17 protein-coding genes are annotated in these 19,000 nt (G+C 54.0%); 12 read left to right on the forward strand and 5 right to left on the reverse strand.

Translation table 11 applies throughout. From position 1 onward, the window contains the following. Positions 1–13: 13 nt before the first annotated feature. The gene (locus FJ146_05670) at positions 14–763 is read right to left on the reverse strand and encodes a TlyA family RNA methyltransferase (protein MBM4251438.1); all 750 of its coding nucleotides are present in this window, start codon (positions 761–763) and stop codon (positions 14–16) included. Positions 764–902: 139 nt separating this feature from the next. On the opposite strand from FJ146_05670, the gene FJ146_05675 reads away from it, so the two are divergent. Beyond that, complete coding sequence (locus tag FJ146_05675; GenBank protein ID MBM4251439.1) at positions 903–1,625, forward strand: response regulator; 723 nt, start codon at positions 903–905, stop codon at positions 1,623–1,625. 90 nt (positions 1,626–1,715) lie between these two features. Continuing rightward, entirely contained in the window at positions 1,716–2,681 is a 966-nt protein-coding gene (locus FJ146_05680; GenBank protein MBM4251440.1) for a hypothetical protein, read from the forward strand. Between the two features lie 10 nt (positions 2,682–2,691). Here FJ146_05680 and FJ146_05685 read toward each other — a convergent pair whose 3' ends face one another. Then, the gene (locus FJ146_05685) at positions 2,692–3,918 is read right to left on the reverse strand and encodes a 23S rRNA (adenine(2503)-C(2))-methyltransferase RlmN (protein ID MBM4251441.1); all 1,227 of its coding nucleotides are present in this window, start codon (positions 3,916–3,918) and stop codon (positions 2,692–2,694) included. Here FJ146_05685 and FJ146_05690 point away from each other — a divergent pair. The 9 genes from FJ146_05690 (at position 3,899) to FJ146_05730 (ending at position 13,256) form a co-directional block, all read left to right on the forward strand. Continuing rightward, the gene (locus tag FJ146_05690; protein MBM4251442.1) at positions 3,899–5,197 is read left to right on the forward strand and encodes an ATP-dependent 6-phosphofructokinase; all 1,299 of its coding nucleotides are present in this window, start codon (positions 3,899–3,901) and stop codon (positions 5,195–5,197) included. The genes FJ146_05685 and FJ146_05690 overlap by 20 nt on opposite strands. 68 nt (positions 5,198–5,265) lie before the next feature. Then, positions 5,266–5,769 carry a HAMP domain-containing protein gene (locus FJ146_05695; protein MBM4251443.1) on the forward strand — a complete coding sequence of 168 codons (504 nt, stop codon included), beginning with the start codon at positions 5,266–5,268 and terminating at the stop codon, positions 5,767–5,769. A 420-nt stretch (positions 5,770–6,189) separates the two neighbouring features. After that, positions 6,190–6,882 carry a hypothetical protein gene (locus FJ146_05700; GenBank protein MBM4251444.1) on the forward strand — a complete coding sequence of 231 codons (693 nt, stop codon included), beginning with the start codon at positions 6,190–6,192 and terminating at the stop codon, positions 6,880–6,882. A gap of 17 nt (positions 6,883–6,899) precedes the next feature. Beyond that, on the forward strand, positions 6,900–9,359 hold the full coding sequence (locus FJ146_05705; protein ID MBM4251445.1) for an ATP-dependent protease: 2,460 nt from the start codon (positions 6,900–6,902) through the stop codon (positions 9,357–9,359). Between the two features lie 14 nt (positions 9,360–9,373). Continuing rightward, on the forward strand, positions 9,374–10,321 hold the full coding sequence (gene genX, locus FJ146_05710) for an EF-P lysine aminoacylase GenX (protein MBM4251446.1): 948 nt from the start codon (positions 9,374–9,376) through the stop codon (positions 10,319–10,321). 121 nt (positions 10,322–10,442) lie between these two features. Further along, positions 10,443–11,003: a PilZ domain-containing protein gene (locus FJ146_05715; protein ID MBM4251447.1), complete on the forward strand. Its 561-nt coding sequence runs from the start codon at positions 10,443–10,445 to the stop codon at positions 11,001–11,003. Positions 11,004–11,115: 112 nt separating this feature from the next. After that, positions 11,116–11,532: a hypothetical protein gene (locus FJ146_05720; GenBank protein MBM4251448.1), complete on the forward strand. Its 417-nt coding sequence runs from the start codon at positions 11,116–11,118 to the stop codon at positions 11,530–11,532. Between the two features lie 353 nt (positions 11,533–11,885). Continuing rightward, positions 11,886–12,326 (forward strand): hypothetical protein, encoded by a 441-nt coding sequence (locus FJ146_05725; protein ID MBM4251449.1) that lies wholly within the window; start codon positions 11,886–11,888, stop codon positions 12,324–12,326. Positions 12,327–12,482: 156 nt separating this feature from the next. Continuing rightward, positions 12,483–13,256 carry a hypothetical protein gene (locus tag FJ146_05730; GenBank protein ID MBM4251450.1) on the forward strand — a complete coding sequence of 258 codons (774 nt, stop codon included), beginning with the start codon at positions 12,483–12,485 and terminating at the stop codon, positions 13,254–13,256. A gap of 9 nt (positions 13,257–13,265) precedes the next feature. Here FJ146_05730 and FJ146_05735 read toward each other — a convergent pair whose 3' ends face one another. From FJ146_05735 to rsmD, 3 genes are read right to left on the reverse strand one after another with little or no spacing between them, the layout of a single operon-like run. Continuing rightward, the gene (locus FJ146_05735) at positions 13,266–15,710 is read right to left on the reverse strand and encodes a tetratricopeptide repeat protein (protein MBM4251451.1); all 2,445 of its coding nucleotides are present in this window, start codon (positions 15,708–15,710) and stop codon (positions 13,266–13,268) included. Then, positions 15,707–16,240: a pantetheine-phosphate adenylyltransferase gene (coaD, locus tag FJ146_05740; GenBank protein ID MBM4251452.1), complete on the reverse strand. Its 534-nt coding sequence runs from the start codon at positions 16,238–16,240 to the stop codon at positions 15,707–15,709. Before coaD ends, FJ146_05735 begins: the two co-directional genes overlap by 4 nt. Positions 16,241–16,287: 47 nt before the next feature. Further along, complete coding sequence (rsmD, locus tag FJ146_05745; GenBank protein ID MBM4251453.1) at positions 16,288–16,860, reverse strand: 16S rRNA (guanine(966)-N(2))-methyltransferase RsmD; 573 nt, start codon at positions 16,858–16,860, stop codon at positions 16,288–16,290. A 167-nt stretch (positions 16,861–17,027) separates the two neighbouring features. On the opposite strand from rsmD, the gene speA reads away from it, so the two are divergent. After that, positions 17,028–18,938, forward strand: a complete 1,911-nt coding sequence (gene speA, locus FJ146_05750; GenBank protein ID MBM4251454.1) for a biosynthetic arginine decarboxylase — start codon at positions 17,028–17,030, stop codon at positions 18,936–18,938. Positions 18,939–19,000: the final 62 nt, after the last annotated feature.

The raw sequence follows: 19,000 nt of genomic DNA on the forward strand, positions 1-19,000 counted from the left end.
CGCAGATTGACAATCACGACTTACCGTAAAAAAAGAGCTCCTGGTTCCCAGCACGTCCTGGGAGTCGACAGTCGATAACCTTGCACTGGCTCAACCCAACAGCGGCAAAAGCCTGACTCACTTGGGTTGCGGCAAGTTGTCGCAGACTCGGGTCGTTCACGATGCCGCCGTCGGGCACCAGGTCGCGCGCAAGCTCAAATTGCGGTTTAACCAGCAAAAGAAAATGCACACCACCGCCCGGTGCTGCAGCCACTACCGCTGGTGCAAGGCGTGCCAGCGAGTTAAAGCTGACATCAGCGACGACAAATTGAATGGCGGGTTGCTCCGCAGGAACAAACTGGCGCACATCCGTCTGTTCCAGAACAGTCACCCTCGGGTTCGTGCGCAACTCCCAGGCGAGTTGATTACTACCCACATCCAGCGCAACGACGTGCTGGGCTCCGTGCTGCAAACAGCAGTCAGTGAAGCCGCCCGTTGAGGCGCCAATGTCGAGCACTGTCAGCCCCCTGATCACTTCCGTCAATTGAAGATCAGCGAGGGCCGCGGCTAGTTTTTCGCCACCGCGACTAACAAAGCGGCTTGCCTCCTTGACCCGTACCGTGGCATCTGCAGCCACAAGGTCTCCAGCTTTATCGCGCCGCTGATCGTTGACCAGAACTTTACCGGCCATGATCAGGGCTCGGGACGCCTCAATGGTATCGGCTAGGCCTCGTGCGACCAAGGTCAGATCTAGTCTGTTTTTTGCACGACGATCGTCCTGCATGCTTGGGTTTCCCTCCAAACAAGGAGAAATAATTAAATAATTCTAGTTTATTAGAAGATTTTTTGCAATTTGTCCTAAATCTATTTCGAGATTTTCCGAAGCACCTTTGTGTGCAGCATGCACCAGAAGGAGTCGGTAAATGAGCGATGCACAATTCATTCGGATGATCCTGATTGACGATAAAGCTGTGACAACCGATTTAGACCGGGCGGGTTACCGTAAGATGGGTGTCTTCGTAAGAGCTGCGGGCAACTACGAAGAAGCCTGCAAAACTATGGCCAAGGAAAAGATCGACCTCATCGTGATCAATCTCGATTACGCCGCCGTCGATGGGACCACTCTCACGCGTCACTTTAAGGCGCAAGAGAATTTTGCCGCTGTACCGATAGTTTTGACTAGCGTCAGGACTTCGGCTCGTGTGAAAGCTGCTGCACTCGAAGCGGGCGCAGATCTGTTTGTGGAGCAGCCTCTGCCGCGGCAGTACTTTATTGAAAAGTTAAAGCAGCTTTTGGAGCAGAAGACCCGAACGACGGAGCGCGTGGAAGGAGCCGGGGACGTCCGCTGCGCCTTTAACGGCACGGAAATGACCTGTCCGATTAGCGATCTCTCGCAGTCCGGCATGCTCGTCGCCGCCACAGAAGAAATCCCAGAGGGGACCGATATTATTGTAGAATTCGATCTTCCGGGCGGCAAAAAGCCGGTCAAGATTAAGGGTCTGGTGGTTCGAAACCTGCGAAACGGCAACCAAATCATGGGGGTAGGCATTAGATTTGTGCAGTTTACTGGCGACGCCGAAAAGCGCCTGGAAAAGTTCATAGCCAAGACCTCGCAGGGGGACACTAAACTCCAGTATTACCTATGACGCAACCAACCGAATTTAATAGATAAAAAATTAAACTCAAGTCTTTTACCAATCTCTCCGAAGCGTCTTCAAGCCTTCGGAGAGTTTGGCATGAGGGGACCTACAAAAATTGCGTGCTGCCTGTGGCTAGCGTCAGCCTGCATCGAAGTTACAGACTCGGGCGATAACGACGACAGCGGCACCAAAATGGCCGGCGTGGTCCAAGATGTGGGCGGTGTCGTTGCTGCTGAAATTCAAGGCGAAAGCGAAAGGCCTCAGCAGATAAACGCCAGCGCCGGGAGTGCGATACGCGGAGCTGCCGTGCTTTTCCCGCCTGGATCACTTAAGGCAACGACTGTCGTAAAATTGGAACAGGGGGAATCCATCTTACACCCGGATCTACCGAGCCAGGTGGGACAAAGTAACGAGATGAGCCTAACGGAGGCCACACGGGCGATCGTCGTTTCTGCTGACAATAGCGCACCAGCGGCAGATGCCTTCGCCATGGCACTCCCGCTCGCCGATTACGGCACGCTTGCCGCCGCTGATCCCGACTTAACTGCGGTTTCGGTAGTTTATATAGCAGCCGACCCGATGCGTCAGCGCAATGTGATCGGTATCATCCCGACCAAGGAAATCACTTTAGTCGGACGGCGCCTGCACTTCATGACTAAACTCTTCGGTCTTTACCAGGGCGTGATCGCCGGCCAGGCCGTCAACGAGCGCAAGGAATTTGGTACCGCACGTCGTATTTTAACCACTCAGAGTGCGGCCACGCTGCCAGGTGTGACTTGGAGTCCCATTGGCGCCACGGTCGAAGGCCGCAGCCTCCACGTTGCGGCGACACCATCAGGACTGCTTGGCACTCTCAACTGTGCTGCCACCTTGGTGGGAACAGCGTCGGGTAAAGTCATGATCGCGGCACGCTTCGAGAATGGCAGCAGCGGCAAAATTGTGCTAGGCGACGACCATACTGGCGAGGCCCGCCTCCGCCTGACTTGCACTGAGGAAAACGGGCGCACGTCCACATCGCCGTGGTCAGACGTGCTGACACTTCCCGCTAGCGGAGCAGACTAATTCAGAGCCTCTAGTTCAGGGCCGTCTTGTTTTTGGCCTCGATAGCTACCAGCTGGCCACATGCGGCAGCAATATCTTGGCCCTTACTGTAGCGCACCATGACGCGAATGCCTGCGCGGTGCAAATGGTCACGAAATGCTTGGATACGCTCCGGAGCGGGAGCGGACATACGCGATGTCGCAACATCATTCAATGGTATCAGATTAATCTTGGCGTTTAGCCCGGAAGTCAGGGCGCGCAAAGCTTCTGCATCATCATCGCTATCGTTTACACCAGCAATCATGGTGTATTGAAACATGACGGGAGGACCATCGCACCCGAGATGCTCACGCAACCAGCCAACGACCGCGGCCAGAGGCCAACGCTTATTGATGGGCATGATGCGCGACCGCTTACTCTCAAAAGCGCTATGCACGCTGAGCGCCAACCTAGCCTTGGGATGAGCCGCATAAAGCTGCTTGATGCCTTCCAGGTGGCCGGCAGTTGAAATCGAAATGTGTGCCAAACCAAGAGCGAGACCGTACGGATCGGTCATGATTGTGACAGCCTGACTCACCGCCTCAACGTTATCAAGCGGCTCTCCCATCCCCATAAAGACGACGTTGCTGATCCGGGTCCCGGGACTTAATCTCACGTCGTGCAACCACTCGGGATTGGCGGCCACCCATCTTTGCGCCAGAAGTAGTTGCCCAACTATTTCCGCGACACTTAATTGCCGCGTCAGTCCCATCCGCCCCGTGTGACAGAAGACGCAGGCCTGAGCGCAACCAACCTGAGACGAGAGACACAGCGTGAGCCGCGCCTTTTCTGGCATGAGCACGGCTTCAATTTCGCGCCCATCACGCAGCTCGCAAAGAAACTTAACACTTTGATCGTAACCAGAGCGTAGGGCTTTTTTGATGTTCGGTAACTCGAGACGTCCGTGGGCGCTCAAATGCGCGGCAAGTCCCCGCGGCAATGTCGGATCTGTCCAAGGCTCTACCGCGAGATCTTTATAGAGGCGCCGAAACAAAGTCCGCGCGTGTACAGCGGCGATCCCGCGTTGGCTTAAACTGTGGGCCAACTGCTGGCTAGTGACACCGATCAGATTGGTCTCGATGTCGCCTGGTTTGTAAATTTCTCTAGTTCGCTGCGCCATGGGCTCGCCAAATGGTCGATTTGACAATATATAATTGGGTGAGTTGGACACACCATGAAAACCGCGAGGGTGATAACACATGGCAGGGCGCTTTAGCATTGAAAATCTAGGTGAGGCTAGCTACCCATCTCCGATCGAGCGGGTGGACGGCTTTCGCTTCACTAACGATGCCGAGCGGATCGCCCTTAATCCGATTCTCAGTGCTGCCACGGATGGGGCTAAACCCCTAGAACAAGAAGGCTTTGAGGTTGCCGGACCACGCTCACGCATCTATTTCGATCCGAGCAAGACGCGCACGGCTATTGTCACCTGTGGCGGACTTTGCCCGGGTATCAATGCCGTCGTCAGAGGCCTCGTGCTGCAACTTTGGTTTCGCTACAACTGTCGCGATATCCTCGGCATTCGCTATGGTTTCGGTGGCCTAGGCGCCAAAGCTGAGCCGCCACGTAAGCTGACACCCGATAGCGTGGCTGACATCCACATGCAAGGTGGTACGGTACTCGGCACTAGCCGCGGCACCCCTCCCGCGACGGAGATCGTCGACCACTTGGTGGCGCACGGCATCAACGTGCTCTTCACAATCGGTGGTGACGGCACGATGCGCGGTGCCACCGCCATTTGGAACGAAGTGAAACGCCGCGGCTTGAAGATTGCTGTCGTCGGTTTGCCCAAGACCATCGATAACGACATTCCCTTCGTACGCCGGGCGTTCGGCTTTGAAACCGCGGTTTCCATCGCTACCCAATCGGTACACTCCGCCCATGTCGAGGCGACTGGCGCCCCCTACGGCATTGGCTTGGTCAAGTTGATGGGACGTCACGCAGGATACATCACGGCGACGACTTGCCTTGCGGCTGGCCAGGCCAACATTTGTTTGATTCCTGAGGTGCCGTTTAAGCTCGAGGGAAGCAACGGGCTGCTGCAGCTCATTGAGGACCGCGTCCGGACCAGGCGTCACTGTGTCATCGTCGTTGCTGAGGGCGCGGGGCAGCAGTTTTTCGCTGGCGAAGCGCAGCAGCACGATGCCTCGGGGAACGTCAAGCTCCGCAACATTGGCACGTACCTGCAGGAGCATATTACGGCGCACTGTCAGGCGCGGGGGCTGGATATGACCCTAAAGTACATAGACCCCAGCTACCTGATAAGGTCAGCCCCGGCCAATCCTACCGACCAGCTCCTCTGTGCGCGTTTGGCACAAAATGCCGTTCACGCGGCAATGGCTGGTAAGTCAGGGCTTTTGATTGGTTACTGGCATGGTCTGATGACCCATGTTCCCATGGCGGCTCTGAGCGGCCGCAAACAAGCTATTAACCCCGGGGGCGAAACCTGGTTCAACGTCTTGGAGACTACCGGTCAACCGGTGCATATAGGGACCTAAAGATTTCCGCTTGGCTGCCGATACTTCCACCAAGGGTAAAAAGTACCCCCAAGGCGAAAGGAATCGCAGTGAGTGCAGGCACCACAACAGATTTAGAGAGAGCCCGCCGCAGTCTCAGATCGACTGTCATCGAGCCCTTTAAACAGATCAAATTTGGCCTTTATGTCATCGGCGTATCGGTGGCTTTCGTCGGCATCTGCGCCCTGATGTTTGTGATCGCATTCGAGGATCAGTACAACCACGTGATGGGTATATTTCACGTCGTCGATCCCAACATTCAGTGGGAACTGGTGACAAACGATGTGTTCTACACCAATGCTATCCGCATTGGGGCCATGCTAGCCTTATTCATTGCTGTCATGCTGACCATGGTGTTCAAGCTAACACACAGATATTACGGCCCTTTAGTCAGCATCGAACGTTTCGTCGCGCAAGTCACTGAGGGCGATTACACCGTTCGTTGCAAAATTCGCGAAAAAGATGAGTTGCATGATCTGGTAGTCAAACTCAACCAAATGGCTGACGTGCTGGAGAAGCGCCACGGATCACACCAGAAGACACACCAGAGCTGAAAATGTACTTGCACTTTTGCAATGTCCTGGTTAACTTCGGCAGCCCTATATCACTAGCAGTTGGAGTTCTGACTTGCACGGTTCTAGACACAGAAGAAAACATCCCAAAGGTCGCCGCAAAGTTGGTCGTAAAAAGCGTAGGATGATGCGTAAGCGTCGCCAGCTGCGGACAGTCTAAGCGTCGGTGACATCAGGACTAGACCAGGTAGGTACCCGCAATGTTGGTAATTTACCAACGTTAACTTGGTGCTCTGGTCTATCTTGAGAAAAAATATCTTGGCTATCAGGCTTAAGCCTGATTATGGCCGAGGTAGTTTTTTTTGTTAGTTTTTCGATACTTCCTGCCGAGTCCCCATGTTATCCTAACAAGACGCCGCAAAGGATAGTGGACGTCTCAACCATGGAATGGGGAAGGCCTCGATGATGCTCGACTTTATCTGTGAACTCGAGAGGGTTATTGGGAAGTGGCCCGAGGCCACAAGTTGGACTCTGGCCCAGATCGCTGACAAGACCAAGACTGGTGTACCGCAGGTGGTGGATATCTTGTCCGACACGCTGGACCGCGAACTGGAGGTCCACGAGACCCTGACCCAGATTGAGGCTGCACAGGTGTTGAGCAGTCTAAAAGAGCGCATGTCTGGGGAGCTTGCTGCCCGGCAAAAACGTCTCGATGAGCGTCGGGAAAAAGCCATCCGCGCCTACGACAACACGATGGAGAAGGTTCGCGTGCTGCTTGCCGCCAAGAACTGGCGCAACGCCTATAAGACGCTCGGCTACTACGTCGGCTGTAACGAAAAAGACCTGCCTGAGGATTTACTGCTTACATTATGCGGTGAGTGTCTTAGGCTTGGAGCGAAGAGTGAAGCTAACATGCAGGAGCTCAGCCAATGGTTGCGCAAGGGTATCAATGCCTGCATGACCACGCCGTCGGCCGCATGGATTGAGGAAGCAATAGACTTTATCGATGCTTATGGCCAAGTTTTTATGGACGACAGCACTCAACGTGGCAGAAAGTTAATCGAGAACGTACTGGAAACCATCAAAGATCAGGCAGCACATCACAATCTCATGTCACGCTACGACGAGGTCGTGCGCGAGCTGCGGGTTCTGTAACGTAAAAAGGATTACCTGTGTCTAAAAAGCAGTTGCGGCCGACCGAGCGTAAGAAGCCAGCGGCAGCAAAGGCGACGCGCTGGACACTCCCCAAACCAGTGCCAGCGCGTCTGACTTACCTCAAATGTCCAACGAGTCTCTTTAAATTCCGGGACACTTCGGACCTTGGCAAATCACACGATATCATCGCCCAGGATCGTGCCGTTGGTGCAATCAATATGGGGCTGGGGATTCGTAAACCCGGCTACAACATTTACGTCGCTGGAATTCAGGGTACTGGTAAAACCAGCGTCATCCGCTCCTTCCTGGAGCAATGGTCAAGTGACTCACCGCGCCCCTCTGATTACATCTACGTGTACGACTTTGAGGATACCGAATCGCCCAAGGCCATCAAGATGCCGGCCGGCGAAGGGCGGAAATTCAAGAAGCAGATGGATGCGCTGATCAAGCAGCTGCGCGAGCTTGTGCCGTCGGCCCTTCAGAGCGAAGATTACGAAAACGCCGTTAACGCCTACGTATCTGCGTCGAACGAGCGGAAGGCCAAGCTTTACGCCGAGCTCGAAAAATTGGCCAAGTCCATGGATTTCGTCATCAAGTCTACACGCATGGGCATCGAGACGATCCCGGTAGTCGATGGACGCGCGCTTACAGAAAAAGAATATAGCAAACTCGGCGATGTCGATCGTGAATCGATTGAAGACCGACGATCGCAGCTTGAGCCTGAGGTGCTCGACTTTGCGCGCAAGGTCCGCGCAATCGAGCAAGAGACGAGCGGCTTTGTCGAGTCCCTACGCAACGATCTTGGCCTCAATCTCGTCGGTCGCGAAATTGATCCCCTACTCGAAGAATACAAGGACCACAGCGAAATTGCGGCTCACCTGACCGCAGTCAAAAATCATATTCTTGAGAATCTGCTCGATTTCGTCGACGAAAGCCATGACCAGGAGCAAGAGCCTGCGCATTTGATGAACGAGGAGCGCGATCGCTTCGTCAAATACAAAGTCAATGTCTTCGTCGACAACACCAATGTTCAAGGCGCCCCCGTCATCATCGAGTCAAATCCGACCTACTATAATTTGTTCGGTCGTATTGAAAAAAACGTCGAACACGGTATGTACCTGACCGACTTCACCATGATCAAGGCCGGCGCTATCCACCGCGCTAGCGGTGGTTATCTGGTGCTGAACGCCATGGACATCTTCAAGACCACAAGCATCTGGGATACGCTCAAGCGGGCATTGAAAAATCGGCTGGGGTTCATCGAGGATATGGGCGAGCAGTATTCACTACTGCCCACGTCAGGCCTAAGACCGGTACCGATTCCACTCGATGTCAAAGTTATCCTGATCGGTAACAACGACATCTATCATCTCCTCCATTCGGGCGACGAGGACTTCCACAAAATATTCAAGATCAAAGCTGACTTCGATCATCGCATGACGCGCAATGCCGAGACTGTGAATGCTTACGCTAGTTTTATAGCAACGCGCACGCATGTCGAAAAACTTTTGCCCTTTAATGCCGATGGCATTGCGGCAGTCGTCGAATACGGCTCACGAATGGTCGAGGATCAGCGCTACCTCTCCACGCAATTTGCTGAGATTAAAGATCTCACCATCGAAAGTGATTATCTTGCTCGCGGTGAGAAGGCGAAGGAAGTGACACGCTCTCACGTCGAGCAAGCGCTAGACCTGAAGCACCACCGCTTGAGCTTGGTGGAAGAGCAAATGCTCGACATGGTACGCCATGAAGACATCATGCTCACAGTAGACGGCAGCCGCATAGGCCAGGTCAACGGACTTGCCGTTTATGACCTAGGCGATTTCTCATTCGGCAAGCTGGGACGCATCACCTGCAACGTCTCGATGACGCGTGAAGGCATTTTCAACATTGAGCGTGCTAGCCGCCTTTCGGGTAAGATTCATGACAAGGGTATCTTCATTCTGAGCAGTTTTCTCAATGCTATTTTGGCGAAAGAAGAAGCCTTGGGAGTCGCTGCCAGCATATGCTTCGAGCAATCCTACGGTGTCATCGATGGTGACAGCGCCACGGTGGCCGAAACAGTGGCCGTGCTTAGTTCGCTCGCCGAAATCCCCGTCCATCAGCACGTCGCGATGACGGGAAGTCTCAATCAGTTCGGTGATGTACAGCCAGTTGGGGGCATTAACGAAAAAGTTGAGGGCTTTTTTAAGACCTCGCGACTCATCGGCAAAGGCAAGAGTTACGACGTCTTGATTCCGGCACAAAATGTGCCAAATCTGATGCTTCATGCAAAGGTTCGCGCAGCGATAGACGCTCGAAAATTCAGGATATTCCCGATTCGCAGTATCAACGACGCCTTTGAACTAGCCACCGGTGTGCCTCTAGGATACACGCAGGTGCAGCACGATAAATTTCCTGATGGTACAGCACTGGCGACAATAGTTGCGAAGCTTGTCAAACTCCGGAAAGCGCGCAAAGCCAAAAAACACGAGTAAAGCTAAGCCGGCATATGAAGAACGACATCGTCTTGGGGCTCAAAGCTAGAGCCCGACTAAAGGCAGCAATTCGCGATTTTTTCGCTGAGCGCGACTACCTCGAAGCCGACACTCCGATCGCGGTAACAACGCCCGGCATCGAGGTACATCTCCGCTATTTTAAAACGGCATGGGTCGATCACAGCGGCCAAGCGCACCCGCTCTACCTGAGATCTAGCCCCGAGATTCATATGAAAAAGCTGTTGGCCGCGGGAGCTGACCGCATTTTTCAGTTGGCGCCATGTTTTCGTAATTGGGGTGAAACTTCAGATTGGCATCATCCAGAGTTCACGATGCTCGAGTGGTACGAGGTGGGTCTTTCCTTTCACGGTTTGATCGACCAGACCGAAGCTCTGATAAGAAGTTGCCGGAACGCTCTCGGGTCCCATTTAAAATTGCCTGCCAAAATCGAACGAATCAGTGTCTTTGAAGCTTTCGAGCGCTGGGTAGGCGTCTCACTCATTGATGAAGATCAAGCGTTGGCAGCTAAAGGGATTCGTGCGGGTGCCGTTTCCCTGCGGGATGACGATGACTTTGAGACTGCCTTTTTCAAATTACTCCTCGAGCGCGTCGAACCTGGTATCGAAGCTCTTGGTGCCGCGGTGCTCTACGACTACCCTGAGTCACAAGCGGCGTTAGCAACGGTGCGTGACGGTACCGCTAAACGCTTTGAGATTTACATTGGGCGCGTCGAGCTATGCAACGGGTTCGAAGAATTGCTCGATGCCGACGCCAACGCAGCGCGCATTCGCAGTAGTCTCCAACGGCGCGCTCAACTGGGCTACGAGGTCCCAGAGGAGGACCAGGCATTCTACGCGGCTCTGCGCCGTGGCATCCCTGCGTGCTCGGGAAACGCCCTTGGCTTTGACCGCCTATTAGCGCTGCTTTTGGGACAAAATAAACTCGTGTCTCTCATCCGATAGGCCGCAACAACACATTGAATTTACATATTTTTTTAGGATTCTCTAAAGTAATTTAAAGTGGCACCGACAAGAGGTGTGGGAGTACTTGAGGCAACTGATAACTCCTACTTAGGTGCGTACTATGAGCCTCGAAAAAATCAAGCTGCGATCGATAGGACTCAAACCCGATCCGGAGCGCGTTTGGATGGTGGCAGCACATGCCTCGCAAGTCTGCGGCCCGCTCTTAGCGGAAGAGGTCATAAGCCTCGGGCGCCACGGAGGTATCCGTGCCATGCGCATATGGCATGTGATGCGCCCGGAGGACGTACGTGACTTCGCTGGAATTGAGGCTGACCTTAAAGAGAGTCTTCAGGGGGACAAGCGCCAAGGTTGCCCGCGCATCCCTTGCGATGCCTCAGTACTTCTGCAACTTAGAAACCAAGTGACCGTGCACGGGCAAAGCATAGACCTAGCTTTCAATGGCATGCTGCTGCGGACTGACCGTGGGATCCTAAGGGTCGGCACGGGCCTGAATCTAACAGCAAGTAGCGATCGCTTCATTGGCCCATTCACGACTCGTGGGCGCGTTGCCCGCAAGGCAAGCGATGGTATCTACGGCATCGAATTCCTCGAGCCGGATGATGAAGCACGCGAGGTGATCGATAAATTCTTGAGTGATGCAACTAAGCGCGCAGCGGCCTAGCGGACATCTAAGGATGTCTTGGCTCATGTCACTTCCCCGTTGAGCAGGTCTGTGATTTAACGTCATCGGTGATAGGACATAACAATTCTTCCAGAGTGTCGAGATGCAGGTGATGGCAACAACCTTGCTGCTGGCGATGGCGTTTTACTTGGTTCGCGTCCAACTACTGACGTTTACTAAACTCAATCAATTGAGTAGTGAGACGGCGTCACACTGGCAAGACGAGCGAAACTTAAAACTTTGTGGTCACTTAGCTGCTGCGGCTGCCAACCTTAAGGTTTCCTCTCTCTTTCTCACTCACATCATGGGGAGCGGTCATGATGATGTACCATCTCTTGCTCTGGAGATGCGCGATCAACTTTTTAGGCATTACCCTTTGAACTCGACGCCGCGTCAGGGTGGAGGTTGTGATCATGCAAGAGCGATCGGGTTGACAACCACCTTGCACCTAGAGAGCTCCTCCACATCACCTGTCAAGGCTAACTGGGTGAGCTTACTAACACGCATGGACGCTCTAGTTGAGGAATGAATCATGCCCGCTCTTTTAATCTGCCTTACGATTAACGCTTTTAATCTAGGATTGGTTCAAGCTCTGATCACGCTGGCGCGGGCTACAAACAGAGCTTTATTTCTTCTAGACAATGAGCACGACTCACCACTTTACTGCAGGGATTCGCTTGCCTTACTTGCAACAAGCGGTCCGCAGGTTAGATTGCAGATACCTAGCACCCATCCACCCGAAACAGCACTGTGCATACCGATGCGTAGTGATATTTATGCACCTTATCGCGTCGAATCAGGCGCACAACCTGCCCTTTGCGCTCTACTGCAAAACATCGATCATGGCTCGTCAGCCCAAATCTCTGAAATAAAGGCCGAACTGTGCGCATCTCTCTAGTACTGAACGGCTGGCCCCCACTTGCCTCGCATACGGCTGCGCTGCTTCTTGGTGTGGCTATGGCAAATTTATCTTGGGGCAGTGGTGAGGCGCCCCTACCTCTTAAACCCAAAACCGTGACGCTAACTTTCGGTGCTGCGCAGCTTATGTGGTTAGATAAAGGAAGCGGACGCCAGGGGCAACTAGTGCACTTCATGCGGCGTCACGCCGGCGCCGCACCTTGTCGCCTTAACAAGGACCCTTGGACGGTTATAAATAGCGGCAAGACTTGGGTCCTCACTAAACAGCTGAGTGAGGCTGAGTCCCTTGGCCCCATGGTGAGAGCTGAGGCCCATAAAGAGCTTGGGCTGATGAACGCTAAGGATGGCAGTCTTTCAGCGCCGTGTGAACATGCCCCGCGCGTTATTTTTGGTCAGAGCGACTGAAACGCAAAACAACCATTTTGACTGGGGAATCTTCAATTATTTACACTTTGACGCACTCCCAAGGGTTCCCACGAGACTAAAGAATAGCCACGCAACGTCCGAATCCCCAGAAGAGAATTAACACGTCCCCTCCCCACTACCTAAGGTTGGGTACACATGAAACGACGGATCCTTAAAATTGTAACAGCAGCCGTCTGGGCTCTGAGCGCACAGAATGCCGTTGCGGACGAGAGTTCTCCCTTCGCCCCAACCGCGTTTGCGGACGTTATTGGGGGCTACTCAACCTATAAAAGCGCCTTACTATCGAGCAATGATACGTCGACGACATTATCCTATGGTGTCGGCATGTACGCAGGGATGGACCGTTCTCTGGGGATGAAACTCGATCGATCTTCGGCATCTTTCTCGTTCGCACTAAATAAAAGTAAGATCGTCCAATCATGGCAAGATCTGCATTTACTCTATCGTTTTGGTGTGACACGCCTGGGTGTCGTCATCACGAGTAGCGCTTATACAATTACCGCTCCGCCTGACGGCGACGCTGATGGTAAACCAGATGATACGGCTGATCCTGTAGATTACATCGACGTCGTAACTAACGGCTACGGCGTCAGTGGTGGATTCAGTTTCCCTCTAGCACGGCGTGCCTTGGTTGAAAGCGACTTCATCTATGCTCTGGCAGCTCCAGGACGCCAAAAAGCGGCTGCGGCTGGCGCTGATACGGACACGGTCACGGCATCACAGCGCGAATCGAGTATCGGACCGCGTCTAGAGGCTGGTTTCGGTGGACGCTTTTACATCACGCGTAAAGCTCTTACCGCTGTGGTTGGCTTTAAATATAGTAGCTACACCATCAAAGTGGACACCACGTCGAAAGCCGACATCATGACGTCGACCTACGCCGGACTAGCTACGGCATGGGACTTCTAAAGCTTGGCGTCAGAGATCTACCTGAAGTTCGTAGCAAACGAATTTACGCTTAAATTTGTTGTCGCTACGCGTCGAACTCTGGGTCTCATAGGACGCCTCTAGTGATTGCTTCACATCCGGCGTGAAATAAAAGTCCCAACGCATTCCGATGATGAGATCGTTATCGCTGCGACCATCAAGCGACTTGGCGAACCTACGACTATTCTGACTGAGTTGCCACTGTAATGTGGTCCGTGTGTGCGGGGCGCGAACTAAAGAGAGCACAGCACCGTTATCGCTAAAGCCTTCCGCGCGCATAGTGTCAGCCCGGTATGCCGTGACCCGATTGAGCAGCTTCATGGCGAAGCGCCAATCCCCGCGCGCCCATAGATTGCCGCTCAACGCGATCGATGATTGCACGGCAGCAAAATCGCCTGGCTGCCCGAGTTCCCACCTGATCGGCTCGATACTGCGTGGGCGCCCTGGGGACGGATCGACCAAAAAACTGCGATCCATCTCGATCCGCATACTTTGGAGCCAGGGGGAGCCCAGTTGCACACCCGCCGTCACCCGTGACAGCTGGTGTACAGCACCGATGATGTCTTGACCAAGGGCAGCAGTGATACCGGCGGTAAAAAAACGCTCCAGACGTGTGCCACCCAGGCCCATCTCTGTCGTAAATCGCAGACGCTGACTAGCGGTGGCGAGTTCGCGACTGGTTGGTTTAATGAAATCACGCCAAGTTGCTTCAAGCGCTATCTCAGTCCACCCCTCAGCACTACGGTAAGGCCAAAGACTTAAACCGGCATCCACCTTATAGCCTGAGCCATAATTACTCCTGGTGACACCGTCGCCTAGTTCTAATTTGGTATCAGCGACCCGTAGGATCGCTGAATCATAAAAAAGGCCGACACGCGCATAAGCTGCCTTAATGTTTTGATCGTTAATTTCCTCGATTTGGTTCATGGATTTGACACTACTGTCGTCGCTTGGAGGGTACCAAAGGACGCGTTTAAAGGCACGCAACGCCGCATCAGGATCACCACTATTCGCCAGAGCCTCGCCGCGTCTAAACTGCAGTTCCTTCTGATTAGGGTAATCTCGCTGATCGGCACCTTCATAGGCCCTAGCAGCTATTTTCCATTTCGCGACGCTAGCAAAGAGGCGGCCGATTTCATAATGCGGCATTGGTGAATCAGGCATCAATTTGATGGCCTCACGCATCTGCGCTAAAGCCTCCTCGTATAAATAAAGTCCAGCATATGCTCGCGCCATGAGTAGCGCACCGTCGCCGTCCTTGGCCAATTTGGTCCAAAACGGTGCCAGAGTTTCCAACGCACTCAAGTATTCCTGTTTACTGATGTACTGGCCGGCGGCAGCTTTGGCGGCGGTTGCGTCTTTACTGCGGGGTAGCAACAGACGATACGGACCGTCAATCTCCCATGCACTCAAAGCCTCAGGCAAAACGTCACGACTAGTCGCCGTCACCAGCGGCTGGATTTTAAAGGTTTCGATCGGTTGCAAGTCACCGGCGAGGTCGCCCTTTTCGGCAATCATCATCTTTTGTCCGTAACCAACGGTATAACCTGGCTCCGGTAATACCTCTCCGCTACCCGGTGGAGATATACGCCTAACTTTGATGGATCCCCGGAGGACACTCATCTGCGCCGGTGCATCCTTCGAGCATGTCACAATCACATCGGCATGAGCTTCTAGTTTGGCTGTGGCCAAGCCACAGGCGTCGACCGTAGTGGCACTGGCGGCGTCGTCAAGACGGCGCACGCGCAGGGTGCCAGTGTGCACTTTGATGTCACGACCCTCAGTGGTTTCGGCTAAAGTGAGTTCAGTATCCGCGAGCGCCTGCAGCTCCATGAAACCACTCTGTCCGCACTGGATTTGTGACTGAGCCCCCGTTGTAATCTTCGGGTGAGCCGCCCATGGGAGACGGGTCGCCAAGGACCCGATGGCGCGACTTTTTCTGTAGGTTGTAGCGTCCACCTCGAGCGTCGCCCTTCCACCAAGCAACCGCACAGCCCAATCATCTGGTCCACTGCCCTGTAGGTCCTCGCCGTTTATCATACGCGGACTAACCACCGCAGGTCGGTGATCCACCGGAGCCGTGACGATCCGCAGACTGTACTCGAGGTAAACAGTTCCAGCTGAATTGCTCGCAATCACCGTGAGCCGATGAGAACCAAAACCCAAGTTGCCAGTGTCGATGGTGCAGCCTGGCGTCCGACAGAAAATGTGCCCCTCTTTCTCCCAGCGTACTTGGACGTCTTTGCCCCCTGGCACCACCGTCAGAGTGACCTCGTCCCCCTGGAATACAGTGACCTCAGTCAGGGAGTGCCTGACGATCATTGGTGGCTGATTAGTCTCCAAGCTAGCGGCGGTAGCGGGCGCAGCTACCTCCGCGCGACCGAGAGGAGCTGCGGACAAAAGCCCTATTAAGGCTGAGATCAGGCGTATCTTCACGGCGCGAACTTGCGTTTCAGCGCCTTTGCCACTGGTGCTGGAACCAAAAGCTCGGCAGCGCCGCCGTGCCGTGCAATTTCTTTGGCCAGGGTCGAAGACACATGACTAAACTCCGACCGTGTCGGTAGAAACAGCGTCTGCAAATCCGGCTTCAACGTTTGATTCATCATCGCCATACGCATCTCGTAGTCATAGTCGATGGCCGATCTTACGCCACGGATGCTTATTGTAGCTCCGACACTTGTAGCGAAGTCCACCGTCAGGCCGCTATAGGTCTCAACGCGAATATTTTTGAGCTTGGAGCACAGCGATTTGATCAGCGCTACGCGCTCGTCGGTCGAAAATAGTGGTAATTTTCCCTCTGAGGCGCCGATACCGATCACAAGGAGATCAACTAGCTCGGTGGCCCGCGCGATCAAATCGATGTGGCCATGCGTCGGTGGGTCAAAACTACCTGCAAATATGCCCACACGGTCTGCTGCTTTACGAGATTTTCCAGACCGTTGCGCTGTCTTGAGCGTGCGTGCCAAGGTTGCCTCCTGTCAGGGACCTGTAGATATACTTGTGACTGCGCCAATCATCTTAGCAGCATGACCAGTGCAGTTTCACCATAAGCTCGCTGCTGATGGACCTGCCAGCCAGATGCGGCCGCCGCCACAATGGCCTCAGCGTCAGCAGCGGCGCTTTCGCAAAGGACGATACCCCCTTCAGCTACGAGCCCTGCGATGCCGGCGAGAAGTGGCACGGCCAGCTTGGACACAAGATTGTAAGGGGGGTCAATAAACACGACATCAAAAGGCCCTCTGAGTGCTGTCAACGATTCCGGCAGGGAGCGCGCCAGCACCGAGAGCGGCGGCTGATCGAGGCCCTGCACCCTAGCGCGACGCTCGACCTCGGCAATGTTCGCCTTAAGTGCTTTTAGGGCCGGTGCCGCATGCTCGACAAACACAGCCCGGGCCGCACCGCGGCTGACGGCCTCGAGTCCCATGGCCCCGCTACCAGCAAAAAGATCAAGGACTTGGGCTCCCGGTAGGTCGTGCGCCAGCATATTGAGCGCCGCCGCCCGCACCTTGACGGCAGTTGGCCGCGTCGCGTCTCCGGGAGGTACCTGCAGCCGCGCACCCTTGGCCCAGCCGGACGAAATCAGCATAAGACTTCCATTTTTAAAGTTAAGCCCCTAGAATCGCAGCCTCTAATATAAATCTTAGTGGCTGATGGTGGCCAGCGTACAATTCACATAATTTTCTACTTGTAAATTACATTCATTGCCGCCATTTTACGCCGTCTCGGTCACCTTTTTATTCGAGTCCATAGCCTATGAACATCCGCCAAATCCAAGAGGCACGCGAACTTTACGGTATCGACGAGTGGGGTGCTGGCTACTTCGGCATCAATGATGAGGGCCATGTCGTCAGCCACCCAACTGGTGAAGAGCACCTGAGCGTGTCTCTGCCCGAGGTGATCGCCAAGCTTAAGAGTCAGGGCATCCATACGCCGCTGATTTTGCGCTTTCCGCAGATTGTCGAGTGTCAGCTCGAGCGTATGCACTCGGCGTTCCGCCAGGCGATTGGCGAGTTCAACTTTAAGGGTAAACACATCGGGGTATTCCCGTTCAAAGTGAATCAGCGTCGGGAATTTATCGACGCCGTCGTGTCCTGCGGTCAGCGACTCGATTACGGCCTCGAGGTTGGGAGTAAGACAGAGTTTGTCGCCGCCTTGAGCTACCCTCTCTCCCCCAACTCGCTCCTCATCTGCAACGGATTCAAGGACCGCGAGTTTATCGACATGGCTTTCCTGGGCGCTGCCATGGGTAAGCGCGTCATCGTGGTGGTGGAAGGTCCCGACGAGCTAGGTACCTTTATCGATTTGGCCAAAAACCACGCGGTGGTGCCAGAAGTCGGCCTGCGTGTGCGTCTTTACAGCAAGGGTTCCGGCAAATGGGAGAAGAGCTCCGGCGACTCCTCCAAGTTTGGTCTGACGACGACGGAAGTTCTCAACTGTCTAGCCATGCTTGAGGAAGCCCAGCTTAAAGATCGGCTGGCGATGCTGCACTTCCACATCGGCTCGCAGATTACCGAGATCAAGCGCTTCAAGAACGCTATTAAAGAAGCATCGCGCGTCTACGCAAAAGTGGTGAAGATGGGCTACAGCCCCACCTTCCTCAATATCGGTGGTGGTGTCGGTGTAGACTACGACGGCAGCAAGACGTCGTTCCTATCGAGCGCCAACTATACAATGCAAGAATTCGCCAACGATGCGGTTTACGTGCTCGGTGACGTCTGTGCCAATGAGGGTGTTAAGTACCCAACAATCGTTACCGAGAGCGGTCGTGTGATTGCTGCCTACCACTCAGTGGTCGTGACCGACATCCGCGAAGTCCAGGGCGAAGAGGCGTTGCCTATCGAGGCGGACTTGCCCGAATACACTGAGGGCGAAGTTCACAAGAGCATCAAAGAACTCAAGTACATCCTCGACAACATTAACAGGAAGAATTACGTCGAGTTCTACCACGATGCCATCGAGTATCAGGAAGAGCTGTTTACGCTGTTTAATCTCGGCTACTTGAATTTGGCTGATCGCGCCTATGCGGAGGATTTGTTCCGCCGGGTCTGTCGACGCGCACTGTACTTCTCAAGCTTCCAGCGTCACCAGCTCGAGGAATTCGACGACCTGCAAAAAGTGATGGTCAGCAAGTACTTGGCCAACTTCTCCATGTTCCAGTCGATTCCTGACTCTTGGGCCATTGATCAGCTGTTCCCCGTCATGCCGCTTAGCCGCCACGACGAAAAGCCATCGCACAAGGCTACCATCGTCGATATCACGTGTGACTCCGACGGTTGTCTCGACACCTTCGTCGACCGCGCTGATGTCAAAACCGCCCTAGATTTACACGTGCCAAACAATCAGCCGTATTATATCGGCTTTTTCCTCGTCGGCGCTTACCAGGAGAGCCTGGCAAATGAGCACAACCTCTTCGGCGCTATTCACGAGGCTGAGATTTACATCAATGCCGACGGAGATTGGGAAATTACGAAGGTCACCAAAGGCGACCCCATCGACGAGCTCCTCCAGTCGCGTAACTACGATCTCAAGGAAATGTTTGGTTGCTACGAACTGCAGTTCACCAAGTCGGTGGCCGAGGGGCGACTGAGTGAGGAACAGGCCCAATCCGGACTGGAACGACTGGGCAAATTCATGCGCTCTTACCCGTACCTAATCGACTTGTAGCCTTCAATTTCAGGTAGTTACATTATTTTTTCGGACAGGACTCAAGTCCCGGGCTGAACCGC

This window comes from Deltaproteobacteria bacterium (assembly GCA_016874735.1).
Classification (GTDB): domain Bacteria; phylum Bdellovibrionota_B; class Oligoflexia; order Oligoflexales; family CAIYRB01; genus CAIYRB01.

What these genes read in the sequence shown, in the direction of transcription:
- FJ146_05670 (MBM4251438.1), bottom strand. Translation starts at nt 763, where the DNA reads ATGCAGGACGATCGTCGTGCAAAAAACAGACTAGATCTGACCTTGGTC.
- FJ146_05675 (MBM4251439.1), top strand. Translation starts at nt 903, where the DNA reads ATGAGCGATGCACAATTCATTCGGATGATCCTGATTGACGATAAAGCT.
- FJ146_05680 (MBM4251440.1), top strand. Translation starts at nt 1,716, where the DNA reads ATGAGGGGACCTACAAAAATTGCGTGCTGCCTGTGGCTAGCGTCAGCC.
- FJ146_05690 (MBM4251442.1), top strand. Translation starts at nt 3,899, where the DNA reads ATGGCAGGGCGCTTTAGCATTGAAAATCTAGGTGAGGCTAGCTACCCA.
- FJ146_05685 (MBM4251441.1), bottom strand. Translation starts at nt 3,918, where the DNA reads ATGCTAAAGCGCCCTGCCATGTGTTATCACCCTCGCGGTTTTCATGGT.
- FJ146_05700 (MBM4251444.1), top strand. Translation starts at nt 6,190, where the DNA reads ATGATGCTCGACTTTATCTGTGAACTCGAGAGGGTTATTGGGAAGTGG.
- genX (MBM4251446.1), top strand. Translation starts at nt 9,374, where the DNA reads ATGAAGAACGACATCGTCTTGGGGCTCAAAGCTAGAGCCCGACTAAAG.
- FJ146_05715 (MBM4251447.1), top strand. Translation starts at nt 10,443, where the DNA reads ATGAGCCTCGAAAAAATCAAGCTGCGATCGATAGGACTCAAACCCGAT.
- FJ146_05720 (MBM4251448.1), top strand. Translation starts at nt 11,116, where the DNA reads ATGGCAACAACCTTGCTGCTGGCGATGGCGTTTTACTTGGTTCGCGTC.
- FJ146_05730 (MBM4251450.1), top strand. Translation starts at nt 12,483, where the DNA reads ATGAAACGACGGATCCTTAAAATTGTAACAGCAGCCGTCTGGGCTCTG.
- rsmD (MBM4251453.1), bottom strand. Translation starts at nt 16,860, where the DNA reads ATGCTGATTTCGTCCGGCTGGGCCAAGGGTGCGCGGCTGCAGGTACCT.
- speA (MBM4251454.1), top strand. Translation starts at nt 17,028, where the DNA reads ATGAACATCCGCCAAATCCAAGAGGCACGCGAACTTTACGGTATCGAC.